Origin of the sequence: Acinetobacter lwoffii (assembly GCF_024129595.1) — a bacterium.
In the GTDB taxonomy this organism is placed as follows: Bacteria; Pseudomonadota; Gammaproteobacteria; order Pseudomonadales; family Moraxellaceae; genus Acinetobacter; species Acinetobacter lwoffii_O.
The window spans coordinates 201,895-225,983 of sequence record NZ_JAMXXS010000001.1 but is presented as its reverse complement, the minus strand read 5'-3'; the positions used below and the strand labels follow the sequence as shown (position 1 = coordinate 225,983).

The 24,089-nt window shown below is 43.5% G+C and carries 23 protein-coding genes; 15 read left to right on the top strand and 8 right to left on the bottom strand.

All coding sequences use genetic code 11. From position 1 onward, the window contains the following. The first annotated feature begins 114 nt into the window (after positions 1 to 114). The 7 genes from NI466_RS01105 to pal all read left to right on the top strand — a co-directional run bounded on the left by NI466_RS01105 (position 115) and on the right by pal (position 6,717). A complete protein-coding gene (locus NI466_RS01105; protein ID WP_253172443.1) occupies positions 115 to 1,458 on the top strand; it encodes an amidohydrolase in 1,344 nt (447 codons plus the stop codon). 267 nt (positions 1,459 to 1,725) lie between these two features. After that, positions 1,726 to 2,133: a tol-pal system-associated acyl-CoA thioesterase gene (gene ybgC / locus NI466_RS01100; protein ID WP_004645668.1), complete on the top strand. Its 408-nt coding sequence runs from the start codon at positions 1,726 to 1,728 to the stop codon at positions 2,131 to 2,133. Positions 2,134 to 2,160: 27 nt separating this feature from the next. Next, positions 2,161 to 2,859, top strand: coding sequence for a protein TolQ (gene tolQ / locus NI466_RS01095; RefSeq protein ID WP_004645669.1), 699 nt, complete (start codon positions 2,161 to 2,163; stop codon positions 2,857 to 2,859). Beyond that, on the top strand, positions 2,859 to 3,308 hold the full coding sequence (gene tolR / locus NI466_RS01090; RefSeq protein WP_253172442.1) for a protein TolR: 450 nt from the start codon (positions 2,859 to 2,861) through the stop codon (positions 3,306 to 3,308). Before tolQ ends, tolR begins: the two co-directional genes overlap by 1 nt. A 3-nt stretch (positions 3,309 to 3,311) precedes the next feature. Then, positions 3,312 to 4,601, top strand: a complete 1,290-nt coding sequence (tolA, locus tag NI466_RS01085) for a cell envelope integrity protein TolA (protein ID WP_253172441.1) — start codon at positions 3,312 to 3,314, stop codon at positions 4,599 to 4,601. A 205-nt stretch (positions 4,602 to 4,806) separates the two neighbouring features. Next, on the top strand, positions 4,807 to 6,090 hold the full coding sequence (gene tolB, locus NI466_RS01080; protein ID WP_253172486.1) for a Tol-Pal system beta propeller repeat protein TolB: 1,284 nt from the start codon (positions 4,807 to 4,809) through the stop codon (positions 6,088 to 6,090). A gap of 54 nt (positions 6,091 to 6,144) precedes the next feature. After that, on the top strand, positions 6,145 to 6,717 hold the full coding sequence (pal, locus tag NI466_RS01075) for a peptidoglycan-associated lipoprotein Pal (protein ID WP_004279115.1): 573 nt from the start codon (positions 6,145 to 6,147) through the stop codon (positions 6,715 to 6,717). Positions 6,718 to 6,796: 79 nt separating this feature from the next. Here the strand turns inward: pal and NI466_RS01070 are convergent, their stop codons facing one another. Next, a complete protein-coding gene (locus NI466_RS01070) occupies positions 6,797 to 6,982 on the bottom strand; it encodes an NF038105 family protein (protein WP_004645674.1) in 186 nt (61 codons plus the stop codon). Positions 6,983 to 7,162: 180 nt separating this feature from the next. Between NI466_RS01070 and NI466_RS01065 the strand changes: the two genes are divergently transcribed. The 5 genes from NI466_RS01065 to NI466_RS01045 all read left to right on the top strand — a co-directional run bounded on the left by NI466_RS01065 (position 7,163) and on the right by NI466_RS01045 (position 10,461). Then, entirely contained in the window at positions 7,163 to 8,137 is a 975-nt protein-coding gene (locus tag NI466_RS01065) for a class 1 fructose-bisphosphatase (protein ID WP_044112048.1), read from the top strand. Positions 8,138 to 8,188: 51 nt separating this feature from the next. Continuing rightward, the gene (locus tag NI466_RS01060) at positions 8,189 to 8,965 is read left to right on the top strand and encodes a TrmH family RNA methyltransferase (protein WP_004279118.1); all 777 of its coding nucleotides are present in this window, start codon (positions 8,189 to 8,191) and stop codon (positions 8,963 to 8,965) included. A 167-nt stretch (positions 8,966 to 9,132) separates the two neighbouring features. Further along, positions 9,133 to 9,747: an RNA polymerase sigma factor gene (locus tag NI466_RS01055; protein ID WP_004645678.1), complete on the top strand. Its 615-nt coding sequence runs from the start codon at positions 9,133 to 9,135 to the stop codon at positions 9,745 to 9,747. Next, entirely contained in the window at positions 9,744 to 10,061 is a 318-nt protein-coding gene (locus tag NI466_RS01050; protein WP_004279120.1) for a hypothetical protein, read from the top strand. The genes NI466_RS01055 and NI466_RS01050 overlap by 4 nt, the downstream gene beginning before the upstream one ends. After that, positions 10,051 to 10,461, top strand: coding sequence for a DUF3106 domain-containing protein (locus NI466_RS01045; RefSeq protein WP_005103857.1), 411 nt, complete (start codon positions 10,051 to 10,053; stop codon positions 10,459 to 10,461). Before NI466_RS01050 ends, NI466_RS01045 begins: the two co-directional genes overlap by 11 nt. A gap of 56 nt (positions 10,462 to 10,517) precedes the next feature. On the opposite strand, the gene NI466_RS01040 is transcribed toward NI466_RS01045, so the two are convergent. The 4 genes from NI466_RS01040 to cxpE form a co-directional block, all read right to left on the bottom strand. Next, on the bottom strand, positions 10,518 to 12,929 hold the full coding sequence (locus NI466_RS01040; protein ID WP_253172440.1) for a CSLREA domain-containing protein: 2,412 nt from the start codon (positions 12,927 to 12,929) through the stop codon (positions 10,518 to 10,520). Between the two features lie 9 nt (positions 12,930 to 12,938). Next, on the bottom strand, positions 12,939 to 14,738 hold the full coding sequence (rbtA, locus tag NI466_RS01035; RefSeq protein WP_253172439.1) for a rhombotarget A: 1,800 nt from the start codon (positions 14,736 to 14,738) through the stop codon (positions 12,939 to 12,941). Positions 14,739 to 14,858: 120 nt separating this feature from the next. After that, complete coding sequence (hda, locus tag NI466_RS01030; RefSeq protein WP_253172438.1) at positions 14,859 to 15,563, bottom strand: DnaA regulatory inactivator Hda; 705 nt, start codon at positions 15,561 to 15,563, stop codon at positions 14,859 to 14,861. 14 nt (positions 15,564 to 15,577) lie between these two features. Next, positions 15,578 to 16,798, bottom strand: coding sequence for a chloramphenicol efflux transporter CxpE (gene cxpE, locus NI466_RS01025; protein WP_253172437.1), 1,221 nt, complete (start codon positions 16,796 to 16,798; stop codon positions 15,578 to 15,580). A gap of 135 nt (positions 16,799 to 16,933) precedes the next feature. On the opposite strand from cxpE, the gene purM reads away from it, so the two are divergent. Beyond that, entirely contained in the window at positions 16,934 to 18,004 is a 1,071-nt protein-coding gene (purM, locus tag NI466_RS01020; RefSeq protein WP_253172436.1) for a phosphoribosylformylglycinamidine cyclo-ligase, read from the top strand. A 6-nt stretch (positions 18,005 to 18,010) separates the two neighbouring features. Beyond that, positions 18,011 to 18,640: a phosphoribosylglycinamide formyltransferase gene (gene purN, locus NI466_RS01015; protein WP_253172435.1), complete on the top strand. Its 630-nt coding sequence runs from the start codon at positions 18,011 to 18,013 to the stop codon at positions 18,638 to 18,640. A 66-nt stretch (positions 18,641 to 18,706) separates the two neighbouring features. Here purN and NI466_RS01010 read toward each other — a convergent pair whose 3' ends face one another. Together NI466_RS01010 and sppA are read right to left on the bottom strand one after the other, a co-directional pair. After that, the gene (locus NI466_RS01010; RefSeq protein WP_253172434.1) at positions 18,707 to 19,510 is read right to left on the bottom strand and encodes an alpha/beta fold hydrolase; all 804 of its coding nucleotides are present in this window, start codon (positions 19,508 to 19,510) and stop codon (positions 18,707 to 18,709) included. Beyond that, on the bottom strand, positions 19,507 to 20,529 hold the full coding sequence (gene sppA, locus NI466_RS01005) for a signal peptide peptidase SppA (protein WP_004645690.1): 1,023 nt from the start codon (positions 20,527 to 20,529) through the stop codon (positions 19,507 to 19,509). The genes NI466_RS01010 and sppA overlap by 4 nt, the downstream gene beginning before the upstream one ends. Before the next feature lie 125 nt (positions 20,530 to 20,654). Here sppA and NI466_RS01000 point away from each other — a divergent pair, with 125 nt between their 5' ends. Further along, complete coding sequence (locus NI466_RS01000; protein ID WP_004645691.1) at positions 20,655 to 21,629, top strand: lysophospholipid acyltransferase family protein; 975 nt, start codon at positions 20,655 to 20,657, stop codon at positions 21,627 to 21,629. Here the strand turns inward: NI466_RS01000 and NI466_RS00995 are convergent. Beyond that, entirely contained in the window at positions 21,618 to 24,080 is a 2,463-nt protein-coding gene (locus NI466_RS00995; protein WP_026055727.1) for a DNA internalization-related competence protein ComEC/Rec2, read from the bottom strand. The two genes, NI466_RS01000 and NI466_RS00995, sit on opposite strands and share 12 nt — an antisense overlap. Positions 24,081 to 24,089: the final 9 nt, after the last annotated feature.

Here is a 24,089-nt window from a genome sequence, read left to right as displayed (position 1 = left end):
CCTTTAAGGTATCAAAAAATACTTAGAGAGTTTTGGTCGAAATTAGATCAGTATGCCATCCTAAAGAATCTCTTTAACCATTTAAAATTCTTAAGGTTCTCCTGAAGTATGAATATGTATAAGCAGATATCCCTTTGTCTCCCTCTTCTTTTCTGTAGCCAGCTCAGCCTGGCCGACTGGATTGATGATTCTGTACAAGCTGCTGAAGCACACACCATCAAATTACGCCAGCATATCCACCAGCATCCTGAACTGGGCAACATGGAATTTAAAACCTCGGAACTGGTCCAAAAAGAATTAAAATCCTACGGCATTGAAGTACGTAAAGGCTATGCCAAAACTGGTGTAATCGGTGTATTAAAAGGTGCAAAACCCGGCCCTGTAATGGCCTTACGCGCAGATATGGATGCATTGCCAATTAAAGAAACTACACCCGCGCCTTTCGCCAGCAAGCAAAAAGCGATTTATCAAGGCAAAGAATCTTATGTGATGCATGCCTGTGGACATGATGCACATACTGCGATGTTGTTGGGTGCAGCCAAAGTTCTGGCCGCCAATAAAGATAAAATTGCGGGGACAGTGGTATTCGTATTCCAGCCGGCTGAAGAAGGCGGTGCAGATATCGACAATTTCACTCATGGCGATCAGATTGGCTCACGTAAAATGATTGCCGACGGTGCCTTGAACAATCCAAAACCTGAAGTGATTTTCGGGATGCATGTCATGGCAGGCATGCCAAGCGGCAATATCTTCTATAAAGATGGTGCGATTTTAAATAGTGCCGATCATTTACGTATTCAGGTCAATGGCAGTCAGGTACATGGTTCCATGCCTTGGGCAGGTAAAGACCCGATCTATGCTTCTGCCCAGATGGTGACCAATTTACAAAGTCTGATCAGCCGTAAAGCCGACCTGACCAAAGGAATGGGTGTGGTGAGTATTGGGAGTATTCAGGGCGGCACCACCGGTAACGTCATTCCAGATCAGGTCAATATGGTCGGCACTATCCGTTCCAATAGTGAAGATGTACGTCAGGGTATTTTAAAAGACTTGCCAAAAATGCTGGAACACAATGCCGCAGCCAATGACGTCAAGGTGAAAGTCGAAATTGCACCTTATGCCCCGGTAACCACCAATGATAAAACCTTGACTGAATTAATGCGTCCAACCTTGGTGAGCGTGCATGGTGAAGATAAATTGCATGTTTTAGACAACAATGCCAGCGCCAGTGAAGACTTTGCTTACTATGGCCAGCTCATGCCATCGCTCTTCGTATTTGTCGGTGCCACGCCAGCAGATCAAGATCCGGCAAAAGCTGCACCGAACCATAACCCGAATTTCATTGTCGATGATGCGACCTTGAAAACCGGGGTCGAAAGCCATGTCCGTTTTATTCTGGACTATCCAAAAGTAGCTGAGCAGGTTCAGGCCAACTGGAAACAGAAAAATAAAGGCTAATCTTCTATTACTAAAAATGCGCGGCTCCAAGGACTCGCGCATTTTAGTATCTGCTGCTGTTTTATAAATGAGCTGTTAAGCGATCAGTACTTCATCTTGGCGACTTCTCTCCAGATTTGACACCTTGTGCCATTGGTCTCAAAACTCACAATGCTAAACTTTGAACCGCTAAATTGCTTGACTTTTGGCAGGAATCCGGCAAATTCTAATCCCTCTCCTGCATCTAAAAACAAGCAAAAATTTCGAAAATCTGCATGGAACAAAACTATGGCGAATCACTTTGAATTCAATATCCGCGTTTATATTGAAGATACTGATGCGGGTGGCATTGTCTATCACGCCAATCATATTCGCTATATGGAACGTACCCGTACCGAATGGTTACGTGCCGCTGGAGTGAGCCATTACTGGCATCAGACAGACTACAATTTTGTGGTGCATAAAATTAATGTCAAATATATGCGTCCGATCCTGATGGATGATTTAATTACTGTTACGGCACGTGTCATTTCATGTAAAGCTTCATCATTTGTATTGCAACAAAATATTTATCGTGGTGAAATCATGCTTGCATCAGGTGAGGTTGAGTTGGCATGTATCAGTGCAGAGATGCGACCACGTCGACTCCCGGATGAAATCCGCGAACTAATTCAAAAAGAATTGGAACAAGACTAAAAAAATTTATTGGCACACGTAACAACTATGGCGACTCAGTTAGAATCATCTCTTCAAGTTTCAGATCTTATTTTACAAGCAAGCCCTGTCGTACAACTGGTGATGCTTTCTCTCCTGTTAGCCTCAATATATAGCTGGTATCTGATTGCCAGGCTCTATATGAGTTATAAAAAAGCCCAGGCCGATGATGAACATTTTCAGAAAATCTTCTGGTCTGGTGCTGAGCTGAATACTCTGTATAACAATGCACAACTCAATTCTAAACGCACTGGCCTTGAAGATATTTTCTATCAGGGTCTGGGCGAGTTCCTGAAACTAAAAAAACGCCATGCGCCGACTGCCCAGTCGATTGAAGGAACAGAGCGTATTCTGCGTGTCGGTTTAAGCCGTGACCAAGGTCATCTGGAACAAGGTCTGGGCGCTTTGGCCAGTATCGGCTCGGTCGCGCCTTATGTCGGTCTATTCGGTACAGTCTGGGGCATTATGAATGCCTTTATTGGCCTAGCCGATGTCGATCAGGTAACGCTAGCAACAGTCGCACCCGGTATTGCCGAAGCCTTGATTGCAACGGCGATCGGTCTGTTCGCAGCTATTCCAGCGGTATTGGCTTTCAACCATTTTACGGCCAAAGGTGAAACGGTCTACTCTGACCGTGCGCTGTTTGCCGAAGAAATGGTAGCGCTATTGCAACGTCAGTCTGTAGGCGTAACTCAGGACAAAGACTAATGGCAATTCAAGGTTCAGGACGCTTTCAGCGTATTAAAAAGCCACTGAAAAGTGACATGAATGTGGTGCCATATATCGATGTCATGCTGGTACTTCTGGTGATCTTTATGGTCACCGCTCCGATGATTACCAGCGGTATCAAGGTTGACTTGCCTCAGGCCAATGGATTGCCGATCGATTCCAAGGATACCCCGAGGATTGTCACGCTTAAAGAAGATGGTTCATATTATCTAGAATATAAAAATCAGGCGACTGGCCCGGTCACACTGGAAGAATTAACGCGTACGCTGGTTGATGCCCAAACCCAGGCACAAAATGACAACAAGGTGCTCAATGTCGTGATCAATGGCCATAATACCCGTCCATATGGCGATGTCATGGCCTTGATGTCCAGCCTGCAAGATGCTGGCCTTTCTCAAGTCGGTTTACTGACCAAGCCATTAGAATAAAGTATGAAAGACTATAAAAAGCCACCATTTCAGAAAAAAGCCATCGCACTTGGATTCACCTTAGGCATCCATGCAGTGGCTTTGGTGGGCTTACTTTATCTGGGCATGAGTAAACCCCCTGAACCGCCAAAACAGATCAAAACCGTTCTGATCAAGCCAGAAGACCTTAAACCGGTGACTCGCGAAGAAACCGAATTTGAGGAAACTGCACATGAAAATGTCGCAGAAGAAATTACCCAGACTGCTGAACCCAGTATAGAACCTGCTCCTGTGATTCCGACAGCAGCCCCTGCTGTACCTGTGACTCCGCCTGCTCCTAAAGTCGATACACAAAAAGCCCAGCAGGAACTAAAAGCGGCAGAGGCAGCACAAGCCAAGGCTGCGCAACAAGCAGCTGAAGCAGCGAAACGTGCCGAAGCAGCTGAACAGGCGAAACAGGCAGCGGCAAAAGCCAAAGCGGATGCAGCGCAAAAATCCAAGGCGGAAGCCGAAGCTGCACGCCAAGCTGAACTGAATGCACAGCGCAAAGCCGATGCTGCACAAAAAGCCAAACTGGAAGCACAGAAAAAAGCCGACTTAGCTGCTAAGCAAAAAGCGGATGCTGCAACAAAAGCCAAAGCAGAGGCTGATGCCAAACGTAAGGCTGAAGCTGCTGCTAAAGCAAAGGCAGATGCGGCAGCAAAAGCCAATAATGATGCAGCGGCGAAACGTAAAGCAGATGCTGATGCGAAAGCTAAAGCGGATGCAGCAGCAAAAGCCAAAGCAGACGCGGCAGCCAAGGCTAAAAATGATGCAGAGGCGAAACGCAAAGCGGATGCTGATGCGAAAGCTAAAGCCGATGCGGCTGCTAAAGCCGACGCTGATGCCAAACGCAAGGCAGATGCCGACGCTAAGGCCAAAGCGGATGCAGACGCCAAGCGCAAAGCAGATGCCGAAGCAAAAGCCAGAGCTGATGCAGATGCCAAAGCTTCAGCCGCTAAACAGGCTGCTGAAGAAGCTGCACAGAAAAAAGCGGAATCAAAACGGATTGCATCCACTGCGAAGCGCGATTTTACTAATAAAGTTAAACAGGCTTGGAATACACCAGTGGGTTCATCTGGTAAAACTGCCAACGCTCGCGTCACGCTAAGTGATAGTGGTTCTGTCATTTCTGTAGTGGTAAGTGCAAGTGATCCCGATATGAAAGCCAGTGTAGAAGCTGCAGTTCGTGCTGCTGCACCTTATCCAATGCCTTCCGATCCAGATGCACGCCGTGAAGCGCGAAGCTTTACTTCAACCTTTACTGCGCAATAAAAAACGGAGCCATCACATAAATAATGTTGTGATGGCTTTTATTTTTTAAGCTAAACTTCACTTTAAATTGATTAAATAATATTCACTTTTCACAGTGTCATAACAGTTTGGTCATAAATTCATGGTTTTATTCTATTAAATCCATGCGATGATGTAGCCCAAGCACCTATACAATAAATCCGTTGATTTGAGTAAATAACGAATGATGGAAAAGACTCGCAAACATCTACTCTGCCTCGCAATCATTAGCGCTTTAAGCCCTGTATTGGCAACCCAGTCCTATGCCCAATTGCATCTGGAAATTACCAAGGCACCTGAGGCAGCACCTAAAATTGCCGTTGTACCTTTCAGTCAGGATCAGAGCATTTATCCTATTGTGGAAAATGACCTGAATCGTTCTGGCCGCTTTACCAGTGCTTCAAAAAACCTGCCTACAACAGCGACATTGAATAATCCGAATGCAGAAGCTTGGGCATCGGCTGGTGTTCCCTATGTGGTCACTGGTTCATCCAAGACCACAGCCGATGGTTCTTTTGAAATCCAGTATCAGCTTTATGATGTCGAAAAAAAACAATATCTATTAAATGAATTGCTGACTGTTCCAGCCTCACGCACCCGTCAGGCAGCGCATATGATCAGTGATGCCATCTATCAGGCATTGACCGGCATTCCAGGTGACTTTAGCGGACGTATTGCCTATGTGCTGCGTAATCCTGCTACGCCGGAACAACGCTATACCTTGCAGATTGCCGACACCGATGGCGAACAGCCAAAAACCATTTTAACCTCGCGTGATCCGATCCTTTCTCCGGCATGGACACCAGATGCCAAAAAAATCGCTTATGTGTCCTTTGAAACCAAACGCCCGGCGATTTATGTACAGGATCTGGCGACCGGACAGCGTGAAAAACTGGCCAGCTTCCGCGGTTTGAATGGCGCGCCGAGCTTCTCTCCAGATGGCAAGAGCATGCTGTTTACTGCTTCTATGCACGGCAATCCGGAAATCTACCAGATGAATCTGGAAACGCGTAAGCTACAACGTATGACCAATGACAGTGCCATTGATACTGAAGCACGTTATTCGCCAGATGGAAAATCTTTTATTTTCACTTCTGACCGTGGTGGTTCTCCGCAAATTTACCGCCATGATCTTGAATCAAGTAGCAATAAACGCCTGACCTTCCGTGGTGCATTCAACGCGCGCGGCACGCTGAGCGCAGATGGTAAAAAACTTGCATTAGTTCATCGTCCAAGCGGCAGTAACTATCGAGTTGCGGTTCAGGACATGACCTCCGGTGTGAACAATATTCTGACGCCAACGACGCTGGACGAATCGCCGAGCTTCTCACCAAATGGCCAGATGGTGGTCTATGCCACCCGTGAAGGTGCACGCGGACTCTTGTCGATCATGTCGCTGGATGGCCGCTTCCGTATGAATTTACCAAGTGAAACGGGTGAAGTCCGTGAACCGGCTTGGGCGCCAAAATAAGATTTTTATATTGATAAACCCTTTACCCCATAATCAAACTTCATGGAGATGAAGATGAACAAAGTAAAATTATTTGCCTTGCCACTTTTAGCAGCAGCTGTTGTCATGACAGGTTGTGCGAGCCGTAAGCCTGCCGCTGAAGTTCAAACGGGCGGTTTAGATACGACTGGTACAACAACTGTGAATACTCAAGGCCTGAGTGAAGATGCAGCACTGAATGCACAAAATATGGCAGGCGCTTCTGCAAAAGGTGTTACTGCAGAAAATAAAGCATTTTTGGCAAAACGCGTGGTGCATTTTGACTATGACAGTACTGAACTCAGCAATGAAGATCTAAATACGCTGCAAGCCCATGCGCAGTTCCTGATGGCCAATGCCAATTCACGTGTAGCACTCACCGGCCATACCGATGAACGCGGTACCCGTGAATACAACATGGCACTTGGCGAGCGTCGTGCCAAAGCAGTAGAAAGCTTCCTGGTGACGACTGGTGTTAATCCTGGTCAACTAGAAGCAGTCAGCTATGGCAAGGAAATGCCAATCAATGCGGGCCATGACGAAAATGCATGGAAAGAAAACCGCCGTGTAGAAATTAATTATGAAGCGGTACCACCATTGTTGAAATAATTTTCATTCATGATGGTTTCATCAAATAAAAAGCACTCAATCATGAGTGCTTTTTATTGGCTTCAATGAAAGAATCGGTCTACTTTGGAAGCTGATCTTGTTCAGCCGGATGCATCGATTCGATCAGGTCATGTTTATTGAATTGTTTGTACTCTGGTTTTGCTTCATAATCCCGCCAGGCTTCTTTCATCTTGTCTTCAGAGATATCATCTAAAGTAATGCCTTCGCTTGGCGTTGGAGTCGCATCAAACTTCAATGTTGTCATATCTGTGCTCCTATTCTCAATTTTCCTTTGTCTTCAACATAGCACTTTCCGCAGGAGTTGCAAGGGCAAAATCGATACAAATAATCCAGTTTAATTTTTCTTTTAGTACGTTCTCATCTAAAATATAGCCGCATATCGTTTTGATCATTTTTTCCCGATTTAAGTTTTGGAGTTTCCCCTATGTCATACCGCACTTTATCCCAGTTTTTACAACAACAAAGCGGGAATCTCACACCTGAACTTGCGCAAGTTATTGAAACGATTGCAAACACTTGCAAAGACATTGATCAATTACTGCAAAAAGGTGCTTTAGCGGGTGTATTGGGAAGTGCACAGCATGAAAACGTTCAAGGCGAAGAGCAAAAGAAGCTGGATGTCATTTCTAATGACTATTTGATTGATGCCTTGCAGCAACATCCAAATGTGGGTGGTTTGGCCTCAGAAGAACTGGATGAATTCACCCCTGCACAAGAAAATGGTCAATTTCTGGTATTGTTCGATCCATTAGACGGTTCAAGCAATATCGACATCAATATGTGTGTTGGTACCATTTTTTCGATTCTTCCTGCAAAAAATGCCGTGACTCAGGCAGAAGACTTTATGCAAGCCGGTGTTCATCAGGTAGCTGCAGGTTATGTGCTTTATGGTCCATCGACCATGTTGGCATTGACCGTCGGCGCAGGCGTAGTGTTCTTTACCTATGACCCTGAGACTCAAGAATTCCTACTGACTTCTGAAGCAATTCAGGTAGCTGCAGATACTAAAGAATATGCGATCAATGCGTCGAATCAACGTCATTGGGAAGCACCAGTACAGCGTTATATCGATGAATTGTTAGCAGGCAAAACCGGTCCTCGTGAAAAAGACTTCAATATGCGTTGGGTTGCCTGTATGGTGGGCGACATTCACCGTATTCTTTGCCGTAGCGGTATCTTCATGTATCCATACGACCTTAAAGATCCGGCTAAAGCAGGCCGTCTACGTTTAATGTACGAAGCCAACCCAATGAGCATGCTCATGGAACAGGCTGGCGGTGCATCGACTACAGGTCGTGTGCGTATTCTTGAGATCGAACCGACAGATCTACATCAACGTGTGCCAGTGATCATTGGTTCTAAAAACGAAGTTGATCTTGTGACCAGCTACCACAACTAATTTTTATAGCAGCAGTCGATATTGAATCGGCTGCCGTGGATTATATCTCCCATGCCAACTTTTTTTCTTGATTCAAAAGACAATCCAAAGATTAAACACTTACGTGGTTTAATCGAACAAAATACCTATCGTAAAAAACAAGGTCAAACGGTTTTAGAAGGCACGCATCTGTCTCTCGCCTGGCTACATGAAAACCGTAAAATTGATTCGATTTTCACTACAGAACATGCACTTTCACATCCTGATTTCGAGAAAATTCTCGCAAAATACACAGGTATGGTCTTTGTTCTGAGCGAATCTTTATACAAAGATTTAAGTACCTTAGGAACATCTTTAGCGTGTTTAGCTGTGGTAACTTTACCAACAGCAAATTATGCATTGGATTTTAAAGCAGACACTTTGATTCTGGAAAATGTACAGGATCCGGGTAATGTAGGCACCCTGCTTCGCTCGGCTGCTGCTGCCGGTATTGAACAGATTGTGTGTACCAAAGGTTCTGCCTCGCTCTGGTCTCCACGCGTATTACGTGCCGGTATGGGTGCACATTTCACACTGCAAACCTTTGAAAATATCGCGCTTGAACAAATTCTTGAGCAATTTCAAATCCCTGTCTATGTAACCAGCTCACACCGTGCTGAAAGCCTGTATTCAAAAGACTTACGTAAACCTTGCGTGTGGATTCTGGGTAATGAAGGCCAAGGCGTGTCTGATTATGCGATGCAACATGCTGAAGCCGTGAGCATTCCGCAACCTGGCGGTCAGGAATCACTGAATGTCGCAATTGCAGGTTCGATCTGTTTCTTTGAAATGGTACGTCAACGTATCTAATTAAGGATTTAGGTTACAGTGTTTTAATACGACCCTGCCCGTGTATAAAATAGATTAAACTACAAAAATAATAAACTTAATTGTCAACCAAACCATTATTCCCAACGTTATATGATCATGAACTTGGGAATAATGGTGGGTGTCCAATGACAGGATTTTCCATCTCTATGGATTTAGCACCAAAACAGTTACAAACACACGATGTAAGTATTCTGAAGAGTACGGCTGAAGCACGTCTGAAGAATTTTATGCAGGATGTGACTGGGCGTGCTTTGGTGATGATGGAAAGTGCGACTCAAGGTCATCATGGTATTGCCATGGATCTGGTTCAGGAAGCTTTCATTTCCTTACACAAATCCTATGCAGAAAAAAGCACTGAAGAATGGTATCCCCTGTTTTATACCATTCTCAACAACAAGTTACAGGACTGGCGCCGTAAAGAGTCACGGCGTGGTCAAATGTTTTCATTTTTCAAAAAAGTCAGTCTTGATGACGACGAAATTGAATTTGATGATGTCGTCGATGAATCAACACCAACGCCACTGGACTTTCTCGATCAGGCAGTCACTGCTGAAGAAATCCAAGAAGCGATTGCAAAATTGCCTGTGCGTCAGCAGCAGGCATTTATGCTAAGAGCTTGGGAAGGATTTGATACGCATACCACCGCACAGATTATGAACTGCACAGAAGGCAGTGTAAAAACCCATTACCACCGTGCTATCCAAGGTTTACGCGCCTCTTTAGCACATTTAAATCCATATCTGGGAGGGTCATCCGAATGAATCAAGATGATTTCTTAAAACAAGTAACTTCCAAACTTGATGGACTGGCACAACAACATAAAGACAAACCTGTTGTCATGCACCATGTTCTTGAAGAAATTCAGGATTCAAAACATTCACGCTTTGCATTTCTAAAAATGTCAGGTTTTGCTTTGGCAGCTGCGATTGCAGGCATTGTGGTATTACCAAATCTTTCGGACCATAACGAGCCGCAAACTCAAATGGTGTCAGTCCCAAAACTGTCTCCGCAAATGCTTGAAGATTTAGAAATGTTAATGGTTTTAGGTGAGGACAAAGTTCCACATGGCAGCTAAAAAATTGGCGATTGCTTTTTGTGCATTCAGTTTTCTGCAAACCAGCTTTGCAGGATTTGAACGTTTTTGGCTATTTTCCAAAGATGCGAATACCCAAGTAACTGATACTTGGGATAGTCTTTCTGATTCTGAACAATTGGCACTGATTAAACGTTACCAATCTCTAAAAGAAATCCCCGAACAACAACGTGTCAGCTTGCAGCAGCGCATGGACTGGTTTACCCAACTCCCTGATGCGGAAAAACAGAGAATGCGTGAGACTTGGCAAATGATGAGCAGTCAAGAACGCAAAGAACTGGGCGCACGTATGCAAAAAGCGTCTCCTGAGCAACGCCTTGCCATTCGCGAAGAATACATTCTCAAATATCAGCAAGTGACTCAGCAGCCTAACTCGCATTAAACACTTAATATAAAAAAGCCTCCATATGGAGGCTTTTTTGATGTTTCAATCATATTTTATTTTCTTAAGCGTCGATAACCTGCAAGCCCTAATAATCCTAGTAGCCCCCACATTCCAATTGCCCCACCACCACTTGAGGACGTATTCGTATTTTTAACTGTATTACGTAACAAGATTGTCGCTTTTTCTGACATTTTTTCATCAGCATCAAAAATCGCATAATCCATGCTGTAATTTGCCTGGCTTAAATTATTTTTTACACTAAATGTCAGCTGTCCACCATAACAGGTCTGATTTTGATAGGTATCAGGACATGCTCCTTGTCGCTCTGCCTTCAGTGAAACTCCCGCAGGCAGCTTAACAATATGAATCGGGATCTCTTTTCCATCTTTATCTTGATAAAAAGCCGACTTTCCTGATGGTAGAGGCCCATCCCCATCATCACTATCATTTTCAAGCGGATTTACCGTAACTGTAAGATTATTCTCTGGATTAAGCCGATATTCATCATCTTTTGCAATCGGTGCAATGTTGTTAAAAGCTGCTCTTAAGAGGCCAGCACTGCTCGCACCTGTAGCCCGGTCTTTAAGGGTATAACTACAGAACTCCATATCAACCGAACTGGTCTGCTTACCATCAGTGCGATACATCATGATCCGGTTTAAATCAGGTTTCCACTCACATTTAAGATTTGGATCATTTGGATTTCCTTCCACAGTGGTCGAATTGCCTGTACCAACTAACTTACCAACACCTAAAGTTTTTACACTGACCTCATAATTTTGTGAATTTAAGGCTTTAATTTGAATCTTATCATTGGTTAGAGTTTCTTGAGGCATAGCCAAGATAAAAGGATTAATATAGATTGCACGATATTTCTGATATTGCTTGGTATATTTGAGCAAATCCTGATAACTTTTCAATTCTTCCTTTAAACCAGGAAGCTCATTTTCTGGAGTATTTTTATCAGCAATGATTTCTTCGAGATCATCTATATTCTCCTGATAAAAGTCATTGAGTTCTACCAAACTCTTATTTTGTAAGTCTGTAATATCGGCTGCAGTCAAACGTCGGATTTCAACTGAGCCGATCTCGCAAGTATTTTTTGCACTTGGATCAAATGTTAATGTGGATCCAATCACACGATCAATACCACGCTGGTCTTGTTCAATACAGCCACTCACCCCGATATCTACCAAATCCGTTGCGGTCTGATTATCACGCGGGTAATACAGCCCTAAATAGCGATTATCAATAGCAGGCTCAATATAATTTGTTAATAAACTGCTGATTATATTGTTAGAGACATCAAGATTATTTGAAGTAGTATCTTCGTCTAATTCTGGCAATACGCAACGTGATGGCCCAGTCGTTTGAATTGCATTTCGAATTGTAGAAAATTCAACACGTTGTGCCCTGGTCGGATTTCCCTGATTTAAGGCATATTCACAAGACAGGCCTTGGTTAAAGGCTAAAACATTGAAATTAAAATACCTAAAACCGGTATTGTCATAAAATAAAGTAGATTGAGCTGTATTTTCAACAATAGTATTACTTAATGCAGTTAAACTGGAGAATTTACTGAGCGGACGATTAACTTCATTCGTCATACGCACAATATGTCCTGTGGTACTTGCAGTATTCTTCGCAATAGTAGAGTTAACAATTTCTACTGTGGCATAGCCACAAAAATCAATAATACTGTTAGTAGTGTCTGAACCGTTTTTAACAATACTACTGGAATTAATTTTCACATTGGTTTGAGTTGTACCTAAATTTCCCTGACAGTCCATTGCCAAAACACTACCATATGAACTCGCCTGATTTTTTTGAATCAAAGAATCCTGAATGACAATATTCCTTTCCGTATTCATTGCTACACTATAAATCGCACCACCTTCTGCAGCTGCTCGGGAATTTACTATTTCACTGGTATTAATACTTAAAGGCCCTGCTACATAAAAAGTACCGCCATTACCTTTATCCAAGGTATTTATTGCTGCATAGCCATCCTTTAAGATCAGATGATGAATTTCCAGACTGGATTGGCTGGCCATACTATTAAATAATCTGGTTTTCCCCTGGCCTGAAATAGTACTTTTTAAAGCCTCCCGGGTTGGATATAACAGCGTAATCGGACTACGACTAGCATAGTTAAGCGGAGTTTTCCCATAAATTTTGAGCGCTGACTCTACGATCAGCTCTTTATCTAATTTGTACTCGCCTGCTTCAAGCTGAATCACATCTGCAGCTGAACCATCCAATCGAAGCGTACGTCCTACATTACATCCGCCATAAGATTTATCCAGTTTTGCAGTTTTAATGGCTTCTCGCAAAGAACAGGCATTATTATTCTCGCCATCCTCATCAGCAAAAGTAGTTACATATATCGTTTTATCTTCGGCTGCCATCAAACTCATGGCAGATAAAATCATGGCCGCAAGCAGTCCTTTTTTATAATTTTTCATGATTTTTCCTTAATCTTTTAATCCACGGCGTAAACCTATTAATCCGAGTAAAATCAGTAGCCCACCACCACCCCATGAGCCGCCTGAAGTTTTGACTGCTTTGTCTTCCATTTCATTTTTTGGCTCCTGAACAATTTGAGTAGTAATAGTCAAATAAGGTTTACTTTTATTAAACCGTGTCGATGAGGTCACCACTTGTAGTTCGAAAATATCTGCTCCATGCCAGGTAGAATCCGGGGTATAAACGACATTGCCATGAATATCGATGATTGTTTTACCCTTGGAAGCTGTTTTGGTTTGTACCACTTTCAAACAGCCATCTTGCCAAGGCTCCCCCGTCGGATTCTGACCAACAATGGCATTACACTGTTCTTTTGGAATTAAATCACTATCTCCCAGATAAGATTCAATTGAAAACTTGGCAATTTCACCCTTTAACAGATCTTGTCCCACCAGACTGCCTGAGATTGGTATCGTGATTTCAACAGCACCTCGATCACAAAACAGATTATCCATCAAACGGTTGATCCCGCGCTGATCTGCCGCTTCACATGCTACCGTTGGATTTGCTAAACTCAATCCTGTGCCTCTATTCACAATCGGTGATTCACTCACAAGGATATAGTTCAACAAAATTCGTGGGCGCATATAACCGAGAAATTGTCCTTTAGGAACGCTGTATGGACAAAGTATGGCATTATTATTTTCTTCTAGGGTCTGACAAGCACCTTCACTTTTATCTGAGGATTCAGCAAAAAGTCGTGTACCACTCCAGAACTGGTTCGGTGCGACGGAATCCCCTACACCACACGAGGCTGTCAGCAGATTATTTTGCGACACAGACTTGTCACCAGTGATAATTTGGCAATCCTGTGTACCATTTCTTAAAATAATACTATTCGCTACATAAGCTCTGCCATACGGCGCATAGATACGTAAAGCAGTATTTTCATTATCAACCATGGTGAGATTATTCAATCCCACCCCGTCCAGGACATTAATGAGTACACCCTTATTTTTTAGTATCGTACTACTTAATATTTCCCCACTAATACCTTGATCTTTACTGGAGTCAGCAAACTGTCCCGCGCTATAAATATTGGTCGCTGAATTATCCAGTGTCTGGTTATTTTTAAGTACACTTTGATAAATGAGGAAAGCAGGTAGCTCGCTATACAGGATCCCGCCTCGTTGGGCTTTATTATTTTCGATCAGACTATTTTTAATTTGTGCACGGCTTGTTAAGTTCTGTCCAAACTTGCCAGCATTATAAATTGCCCCACCCAAGTTGGCAGCAGCATTAAATAGACGGTTATATTCTAGAATTAGCTGACCTTTATTATAAATTAGGCCACCTTGTTCAGCACAACTGGTTTTACCACAGCCTTCAAGATCCAGTTCTTTCAAATTTAACTGAACCAATGTATCTGTACTGTTGATCCGGAAAAGATTATCGATACCTTTCATTTGAATATGAGCATTATGCAAACCTAATGCTTTTTCATCCGTACTGAATTCACCATCACTTTCTGCGACCGCACGGATGGTAAGAGATTTTTTAATCGCAATATGCTGGTTCAACACATAGGTATTTTTTTCTTTTAAAATAATGGTACTGGATGAGTTCTCCCCACCACACCCCATAAAACCTGATTTAGCTAAGCCACGGTTAACATACTCAACAGCTTCTCGAAGTGAACATTCCTTGTCATCTTTTTCAATATCTTCTGTAGTGGTTACAATAATATCTGCACTATACGACTGCCCCGCTATACATAGCAAAGCTATGCCTATGCTCTTCTTGAGCATAACCTTCTCCTTAATTTTTATTTCTTTCTTTTTCTTCTAAAGTTGCAGAATCCTTGCAACAGCGAATTATTTTGCCTTACTGTGTCATAGACTGAGTAATTACTCAAGAATTTTTATGATTTACCGATATTCGTCAATCAAGGCATATATCTGCCGCAGATTAGCATTGCTAACTTTCAGCTTTTCCCCTTTAAGCAGTTGAATAATCTGCTCTAATCTTTGAAGCAGTACTGAAGTTTGATGCGGCCCATGGCTTAGTAAATAGTCAAAGATTTGACGGTCTAAATGGATCCCACGACGATCAAGTACCGAGGAAACCAGCGCATAGCGATCAGCATACAGACTGCCACTCGGAACACGGGTACTGACCGCCTGCGTAAGACGGGATTGTAAATCTGGCAATTCAAGTTTGAGTTCGATAGGTGCAAAACGTGACGAGAACACCAACTGCCCACCACCTTCATTATTATAATTAATCAAGTGAAAGACGGCGCGTTGCCAATGAGGTACGCCACTAATCGCTTCGATATCATCGAGTGCTACCAGATCAAAACGATCCAGAGAGGTAATCGCCTCAGTCGGCGCATCTAAAAGTTCAAGCAAAGATACCTGAATTGCAGATTTACCCACTTCCAGATAAGAATCACAGATGGCAGACAACAAATGACTTTTACCTGTACCGGCTCCCCCATAGATATAAAATCGGTTGATCAGGCCTGCATGTAATTGCCGGATAGCATCAATGACATGCCCCCAACCCGGCCCTGAAAAATCACTGATTCGGGCATCGAGCTGAGGTTCTATATCTAACTGCAATTGACGCATACGATTTTTTGGCCTTATGAGTCTTTACGATGAGGATCATAAATTTTACTTGAGTTCTCCTCTGCTTGCAGCGGTTTTTTCTGTGGCTTTTTCATTTCAATATCAACATCCAAGTCTGCTGTTTCAATATTGATTGAACCGGTAGATGCATCTTGCATGACAACTGCCCGATCGCCATAAAATGGCGTATGTTCATAATACTCACGGATATGCCGCAGTAGTACTACAATCACGGCAGCCACCGGCAAGGCAATCAGCATGCCTAGAAATCCGGCCAGTTGTGCACCCGCCAGAACTGCAAACACTACCGCTACAGGAGAAAGACCGATTTTATCACCTAGCAAGAACGGTTGCAGAATATAACCTTCGACTGCCTGCCCCACCATAAAGACAATCCCGACCAATACCAGTTGCCACCAGTCGATTCCAAATTGGAAAAAGGTTGCAATGACTGCGGCAATAATTCCAACCGCAAAACCAAGATACGGAATGATACTGCACAATCCGGCAATCATCCCGATGATCAAGCCAATCTCTAGGCCAATCAGTTGCAGTCCCACTGCATAGACTACGCCTAGCAGAACCATGACCAGGAACTGACCTTTGACAAAGGCACCTAAAACACTATGACATTCACTCACAATAGTTAAGGTTGTTTTTTCATAAGGACGGGGAATCAGGCGGCGTAAGCTGTCCAGCATACGATCCCAATCCAGCAAGAAATAAAAGGCAATAATCGGAATCAGGACAATCGTGCCACCAATCTGGATAAAATTCAGACCAGATTGTGCCAGTTTCAGCAGCATTGCCTGAATACTGTCAGCACTATAATTGGTCTGGACATAGTCCATCACCACGGAGGAAATCTGATCGGTATCAATCTCCATCGGGACCAGATTAAAGCTATCGGAAAGCCAAGGTAGAAACGTGTAATTGATCCAGTGAATCCCGGCCGGAATGCTATCACGCGCATACATCAGCTGCTGCCAGACCAGTGGCACCAGATACCACATCACCAAGGTGACCACGACCCCAATCCCGATAAATACGATACTGATCGAGAGCCATCGAGCCAGCCCAATGCGGTGCAAAACATTAACCAAGGGGCTAAATAAATAAGCAATTAGAAAAGCTGCAACAAAAGGAACTACAACTGGTTTAAGCAGATATAAAACCCAAAGTATCAATGCTATACCAGCAAGTATAAGAATGCGCCGTAAAGTACGATCGACCATAGAATCTTGCCTTTTCTCTATTAATCATTCTAAAAATTAAAATATTTTAATAAAGATAGCATTTTAGGCCACAAATACCATAAGAGTTTTACATATTCAGGTTATAATCGCACCCGCGAATGCGGAGACTTCATTATGAGCAACTCAACTTCTACCCCAAACACTGGTTTAAGCTACAAAGATGCAGGTGTCGACATTGAGGCGGGCGACGCGTTAGTCGATCGTATCAAATCTGTCGCTAAGCGTACCTCACGTCCCGAAGTTATGGGCGGTCTAGGTGGCTTTGGTGCACTTTGTAAAATTCCTAAAGGTTATGAAGAACCTGTTCTCGTATCTGGCACAGATGGTGTTGGTACAAAATTACGTCTGGCACTGAATTTGAACCGTCATGACACAATTGGTCAAGACCTGGTTGCAATGTGCGTGAATGACCTTCTTGTCTGTGGTGCTGAGCCACTGTTCTTCCTTGATTATTATGCAACTGGTCACTTAAATGTTGATGTTGCTGCAAATGTAGTCACTGGTATTGGCGCTGGTTGTGAACTTGCTGGCTGTGCATTAGTTGGCGGTGAAACTGCTGAAATGCCAGGCATGTATGAAGGCGAAGATTACGATCTTGCAGGTTTCTGTGTCGGTGTTGTTGAGCAAAGCAAAATTATTGATGGCTCTAAAGTCAAAGCGGGTGACGTTTTAATTGGTGTAGCTTCTTCAGGTGCGCACTCAAACGGCTACTCACTGCTTCGTAAAATCCTGGACGTGAAAAACGTTGACCTGAATCAAATCGTGGATGGTCGCCCACTTGCAGATGCTGCAATGGAACCAACACGTATTTATGTCAAACCAATTCTTGAACTGTTAAAACACGTTGATGTGCATGCGATGGCACACATCACCGGTGGTGGTTTACCAGGTAACTTGCCTCGCGTACTTCCAAACGGCGCTCAAGCGCTTGTGAATGAATCTTCTTGGGAATGGCCTGAGCTATTCAAACTTCTACAACGCGAAGGTGGTGTAGAACAGTTTGAAATGTACCGTACTTTCAACTGTGGTGTCGGCATGGTCGTTGTGGTTGATGCAGCAGATGCAGACAAAACTGTTGAATTACTTAACCAGCTTGGCGAAAAAGCATGGGCAATGGGTCAGATTCAAGACAATGCTGAATCGGTTGCAGGTGCAGACGAAAAAATTCGTGTGATCTTCGCGTAATTTCGCATGATTAAAATTGCTGTACTTGTTTCAGGTAGCGGATCAAATCTGCAAGCCTTGATTGATGCCAATCTTTCGGGGCAAATTGTGGGCGTGATTTCCAACAAGCCTGAAGCCTTTGCTTTAACGCGTGCACAGCACGCAGGCATTCAGACTGCAGTTATTGAACACAAGCAATATCCAAACCGAGAGGCTTTTGATGATGTGATGCATCAACAGCTTTTGGACTGGGATGTGGATCTGGTGGTACTTGCCGGCTTTATGCGAATTTTAAGTGAAAAATTTGTGAAAGCCTGGGAAGGAAAAATGTTAAATATTCACCCTTCCCTGTTGCCTTATTATAAAGGCATGCATACGCATCAGCGTGTACTCAATACCGGTGATGTTCTGCACGGTTGTACGGTGCATTATGTTACGGCTGAACTGGATGCAGGCCAAGCGCTTGCCCAAGGTGTTCTCAAGGTTTCTCATCATGATACGGTAGACAGTTTGGCAACACGTGTGCATAGCCTCGAGCATGTGATCTATCCACAAGTCGTAGAATGGATTTGTAGCGGTGCGATTCAATACACTGAAGACGGTGTGCTATATCGAAACGAGAAAATGCAAGAACCTGTTCAATTCTGCAAGTTCTAAAAAAATTTAGATATTAAAAAAACGCATCCTCGGATGCGTTTTTTTATTTCCAATACATTCAATAATTCAAGCAGACTGTTGCTGAATCAGCTGTTTGACCAAGCTCGCGACTTGATCGGGTTGTTCCAATGGGAACATATGCCCGCCATCGACTACGGTAAAAGGAATACCAAACTTCTTTTGCACTTGCTGCGGGAACTTGCGGGCCAGAAATGGACCTTTCTTAGCCACAACTAAATGCACAGGAATTTTGGGTTTTGCCTGAGGCAACCACCATAGTGACGGATTGGTTCTAAAGACTGCGACCTCATCCATTTTAGGAATAGTGAGTTCTACCCCACCCCGGATGGGATCATCCTGCAAGGCATGGTCAATATAAGCTTGGAAGCAATCTGCATCAAAATCCTGATAAAAACCTTTAGGGCGCAGCAATTCAGCGGCTTGTTCACGTGAATCCCAATGGTCACGACGGCGTTTGGACAGACCGGCCGGAGACATTTTATCCAATGCTTTTAAGCGCAAAGTCTTTGCAATATGTAAGGCAAAGGCTTCTTTGCCCATAATCATGGGCGGGTCCAGCATGATCATTTGTGAAAACAGTTCCGGGCGCTGTAAAGCCGCCTGCAGAGTTAACACGGATCCCAAAGAATGGCCCAGACCAATCACGGGTCGCCCATGTGACTGACGCACAATACTGTCAATCACTTGCTGGGTCAGGCTTTTCCAATGGTTATCAACCGGATAACGCTTATCCGGCCCTAAAAGCGGCACATAGATAATATCGTAATCATCTTGCAATCCATCAAACAGCTTTTGATAGACTTTGGATGGCACGCCATTGGCGTGCGCGAAATGAATCAGTGGTTTCATTGCAGTGTCGTACTGTTTTCTGACTGAAGCTTCTGTGCAACCGAAGAAGCAATTCCATCCCCAATGGATGATCCCATACGGCCCAAGACTGATTCAAATGGACTATATTCAATGGTGTAATTGAACGCTTTTTCAGTTTTCAATTCACGTTTCAAGGTATTTAAGCTACCGATACGATCCGCAATCCCTAATTTCACTGCCTGATCCCCCGTCCAGAATAAACCAGAGAAAATCGCAGGATCATTGGATTTCAATTTATTGCCACGCCCCTGTTTTACGGCATTAATAAAATGACCATGCACATTATCCAGAACACCTTGTACATGGGCTTTTTGTGCAGGATCGACTGGTTGAGTCATCGACAGCAGGGCTTTATTTTCACCTGAAGTCATGGTGCGGTCTTCAACCCCAAGCTTTTGCAGCAAATTAGTCACACCATAATTCGGCATGATCACACCGATAGAACCGACTAAACTGGAAGGATTGACAATAATTTCATCCGCAGCAGAGGCAATATAATAGGCCCCTGAAGCACCGGTATCACCAATTACAGCATAGAGTTTTTTCTGAGGATGCTGCTTTTTCAGATACTGGATTTCCTGCCAGATCTCATCAGACTGCACTGGTGAACCACCCGGCGAGTTAATATTCATTACTACCGCTTTACTTTGTTTATTTTCAAAGGCTTTTTTCAGTGATTTAATCGTATTGTTACTATTCACACTTTGCTTGTCGGCTGCAATCGTACCCACAATATCCACGACTGCGATATGCGAACCCGCAGCAGCGCTAGCATCTGAAGAAACTGAACTACAGCTTTTGCCTAATGCCAAAATGACAACAAGCAGATAAGCAAAAGTCAGAAATTTAAAGAAAATTCCCCAACGGCGTGCACGGCGCTGTTCTTCAACAGAAGCTAAAACTGCTTTTTCCAGCAGTTTCCATTCCGGACCAGTCGGTTGAACTGGTTGTTGCGTATTTTGTATTTGATTTTCAGGTTTTGGTGGCCAATCGGACATAAATAATCCAATAAATTGATTTATATTGAGCCCATTATATACACTGAATCGGGTAATTCTGTCTAAACAAAACGTTTTCGCCTATAATAAATTTTGTTCTCTTTTTTTGTACTTATATTAAATCAATGACCAAACAGGACTCACGGAATTCAGCTTACGGTTTACTCAAATACATTAGCCGCCAACCGCTTCCGGTTTCTCGATGGATGGCCCGTCTTCTGGCCTTTATTGTGAACAGTTTCAAAGTCACCAAAACTTCGGAAATTATTCGCCTCAATCTCGAGATCAGCCTTTCTGAACTGTCCAATGACGAACGTGAACGTATTAACCGTGCGGCGGTTCGCAATGAATTAATGTCATATTTCGAGTTTTTTACCATTTGGGGTTCAAGTAATCAGAAAAATATCAAACGGGTGCATCGCGTCATTGGCGAAGATCTACTGCATGATGCACTGGCACAAAATAAAGGCCTAGTGTTAATCGTGCCACATTTTGGTACCTGGGAAATTATGAATGCCTATATTGCCCAGTTCACCTCAATGACCATTATGTATAAACCGGTGAAAAATCAGGCAGCGGATCAGTTTGTACGGGCTGCGCGTAGCCGCGAACAGGCACATCTGGTGCCGACCGATGAATCTGGCGTCCGTCAGATTTTTAAGGCCTTAAAACAAGGTGGCACCACCGTGATCTTGCCAGACCATACCCCAAATGTCGGTGGTGAATATATTCCTTATTTTGGAGTGCCTTTGGCCACCAGCAATTTAAGCGCCAAGCTGATTCAAAAGACCAAAGCCCGCGCCCTGTTTTTATATGCTCTACGTAATACTGCAGATGGATTCGATATCTTTATCGAAACGGTTGATGAAAAAATTTATAGTGGCAATGCCAATCAAGGTACGCAAGTCATTATCAACAGTATTGAAAATTTAATTCGCCGCCATCCGGAACATTATCACTGGAGTTATAAACGCTTTAATGCGCATCAAGATTTAGGAAATCTCTATAAACTTGAACATGAACAAGCCTTGGACAAAGTAAATGCGTTGAGAACACAAGACGCCTATGAAGTTTTGCCGATGCTGGAATCAGTGACTTAAAGGCTGACGATACAACCACCGCCATTCATGTCGTTCGGCAGAAAGCACCAGTTCTGAGCCTTGTTGCTGGAAGTGTACACTCCCCTGTTCTGCCGTGGTCAATAAGGGAATATTAAGAGCTTTTAACCGTTGCTGCGTCAGTTGGCTCGGGTGGCCATAGCGATTAAATTTCCCAGCCGAGGCAATCGCCAATTTAGGTCGCAAAACTTCTAAAAATTGATAGGCTGAACTGTGCTGACTGCCATGATGGCCGAGTACCAGCACATCGACTTTAAGTTCCGGATAATTTTGGAGTAACTGATATTCAGTTTCCCAACCCGCATCCCCCATCAGTAAAAATTTTTGATACGGTCCGGCATTTTTAACTTGCAGATATATCACACAAGATCGGTCGTTTTTATTGAAGTTTGGCATATTTAACTGCTGCTGCCGAGGTGCCAGAATTTTAAAGTTAATCTCTTCAGACCATTGCCATTGCTGTCCTTCATAACAAAACTGAAAGCTTGAAGAAGTAGCGGTTTCAGGCATCTGATTGGATGACACTTGCTTGATGTTTAATTGATCTTTAATGCTGAAATAAGCACCGCTATGATCCTGATCCAGATGAGTCAAAATTAGTCGATCCAGTTCTCCAACACCTTGCACAGATAGAAACGGCATAATCACTTGCCGGCCAATACTGAATTTTTCTTCATTATAATAACCACCCATGTCAATCATCATGCTGTGTTGCCCGTCACGAATGAAGATGGCCTGTCCCTGCCCGACATCCAGAACAGACAGCTGAAATGCATGCTGATTAAGTTGAGGAATGCACAGCGGTACACAGGCAATTGCTGTCCAGCTTTTGGGCACTAAGCCACGCGGCAAAAAGACAATTAACAAGCCCAAAATACATAGAGCAATCATCCAGACATTCATGGCTACCGGAATCAGTTGTGGCGCAAACAGCCGATCAAGCAGATTCAGAAATGCCAGCAGCATATGAATAAAAATATCATTGAGCTGAAACAGCAGACTCGAAAGTGGTTCAGAGATGAAAAATAATAAAGCCGCCAGAATATCTACGGGAACTATCAGCAGGCCAATCCACGGGATAGCCACCAGGTTGCTTAGCGGGGTAATCCAAGCCACCTGCTTAAAAAACAACATCATTAAGGGAAACAGGGCCAGAAAGATTTTCCACTGCGACTCCATCAAAACTTTTATTGCAAAATACAGTCGTTGTAATGCTGTTTGTACTGTTTGATGCGGTTGCTGCTGAATGGTTTGATAGATCCGCAGCAAGACAAAACAGGCCCCATAAGACAGCCAGAATGCGGCCGACAAAATGCTAAAAGGATCAAAGAGCAACAATAAGGCAGCACTTAAAATCAGCAGTTTTAATGGCTGCATACTTTGCCTGAGCAGCAGCGTAAAAGTCACAATCACACAAATCAGTAAAGTGCGTAACGCCGGAATTTCAAAACCGACAAAGGCACAATACAGCAATACACATAACAAAAAAGGCAGACTCAAAAAATACTGCCTTGGCCATTTCAGATAAATCTGCGGTACGTACCTTGAAATCAGATATTGCAACGCTCCACAAACGATAAAGGCAAAGATCAGGACATGCGGTCCGGAAATCGCCAGTAAATGACTCATGCCAAAACGCTGGAATTGCTGTTCCGTCGCTTGATCCAAGAGACTTTCATCACCACTTAATAGAGCCAGTAACAAGCCTTTCTGCTGTACTGGTTGTGTGGCCACAAACTCTCTTAAGGTCAGTCGCTGCTGTTCTACCCAAAGCAAAAATCGCTGATTCAAATTTTTCTGCTGACGTAGATATTTAGCATGACCTAGTGCATAGAGTTGTTGCGGTTGCAACTCTTGGATATGTTTAATCCTAAACCCGGCCATAACATTTTGCTGCAAGGCCCATTTTTCTGCATCAAAAGCACCCGGTGTCGCATAACTATGGTTAGGTCGAATCTGGCCTTGTAATAAATAATAGTGTCCCAGTTCAAGAGTCTGCTGTTTGGTTACATCATTTCCTAAACTGGATATGACAGGATCTGAAACTGGCAGAAAACCCATCCACTTAACTGTAGTGCCATCAGGGTTAAGCACATGCAGGGCTTGCTGGATATTCTGATCGCCCAGTTTATTCAGCTCTTTGATATAGACCACGATTTCTTTTTCAGATACCTCGTGTTCTCGCTTGGATAAACGTTCAGCCAGTTGCAGATTGGCATAAGCATGACCTAAAAATAGTCCCAAAAGCAGGCTTGATCCAGTGATCAACAGGCTTCTCAGTGGTGTATTCAAGATGAGCTTTAATTTATGGCAACACAGATACCACAACAGCGCAACGATCAAAACTGCCGTTCCGCTCAGTTGAACAGACAGGAAACTTTTCCCCATACACGCAAGGCCTAAAATCCAGCCAATACATAGCCACTGCAACATTGAATCTTA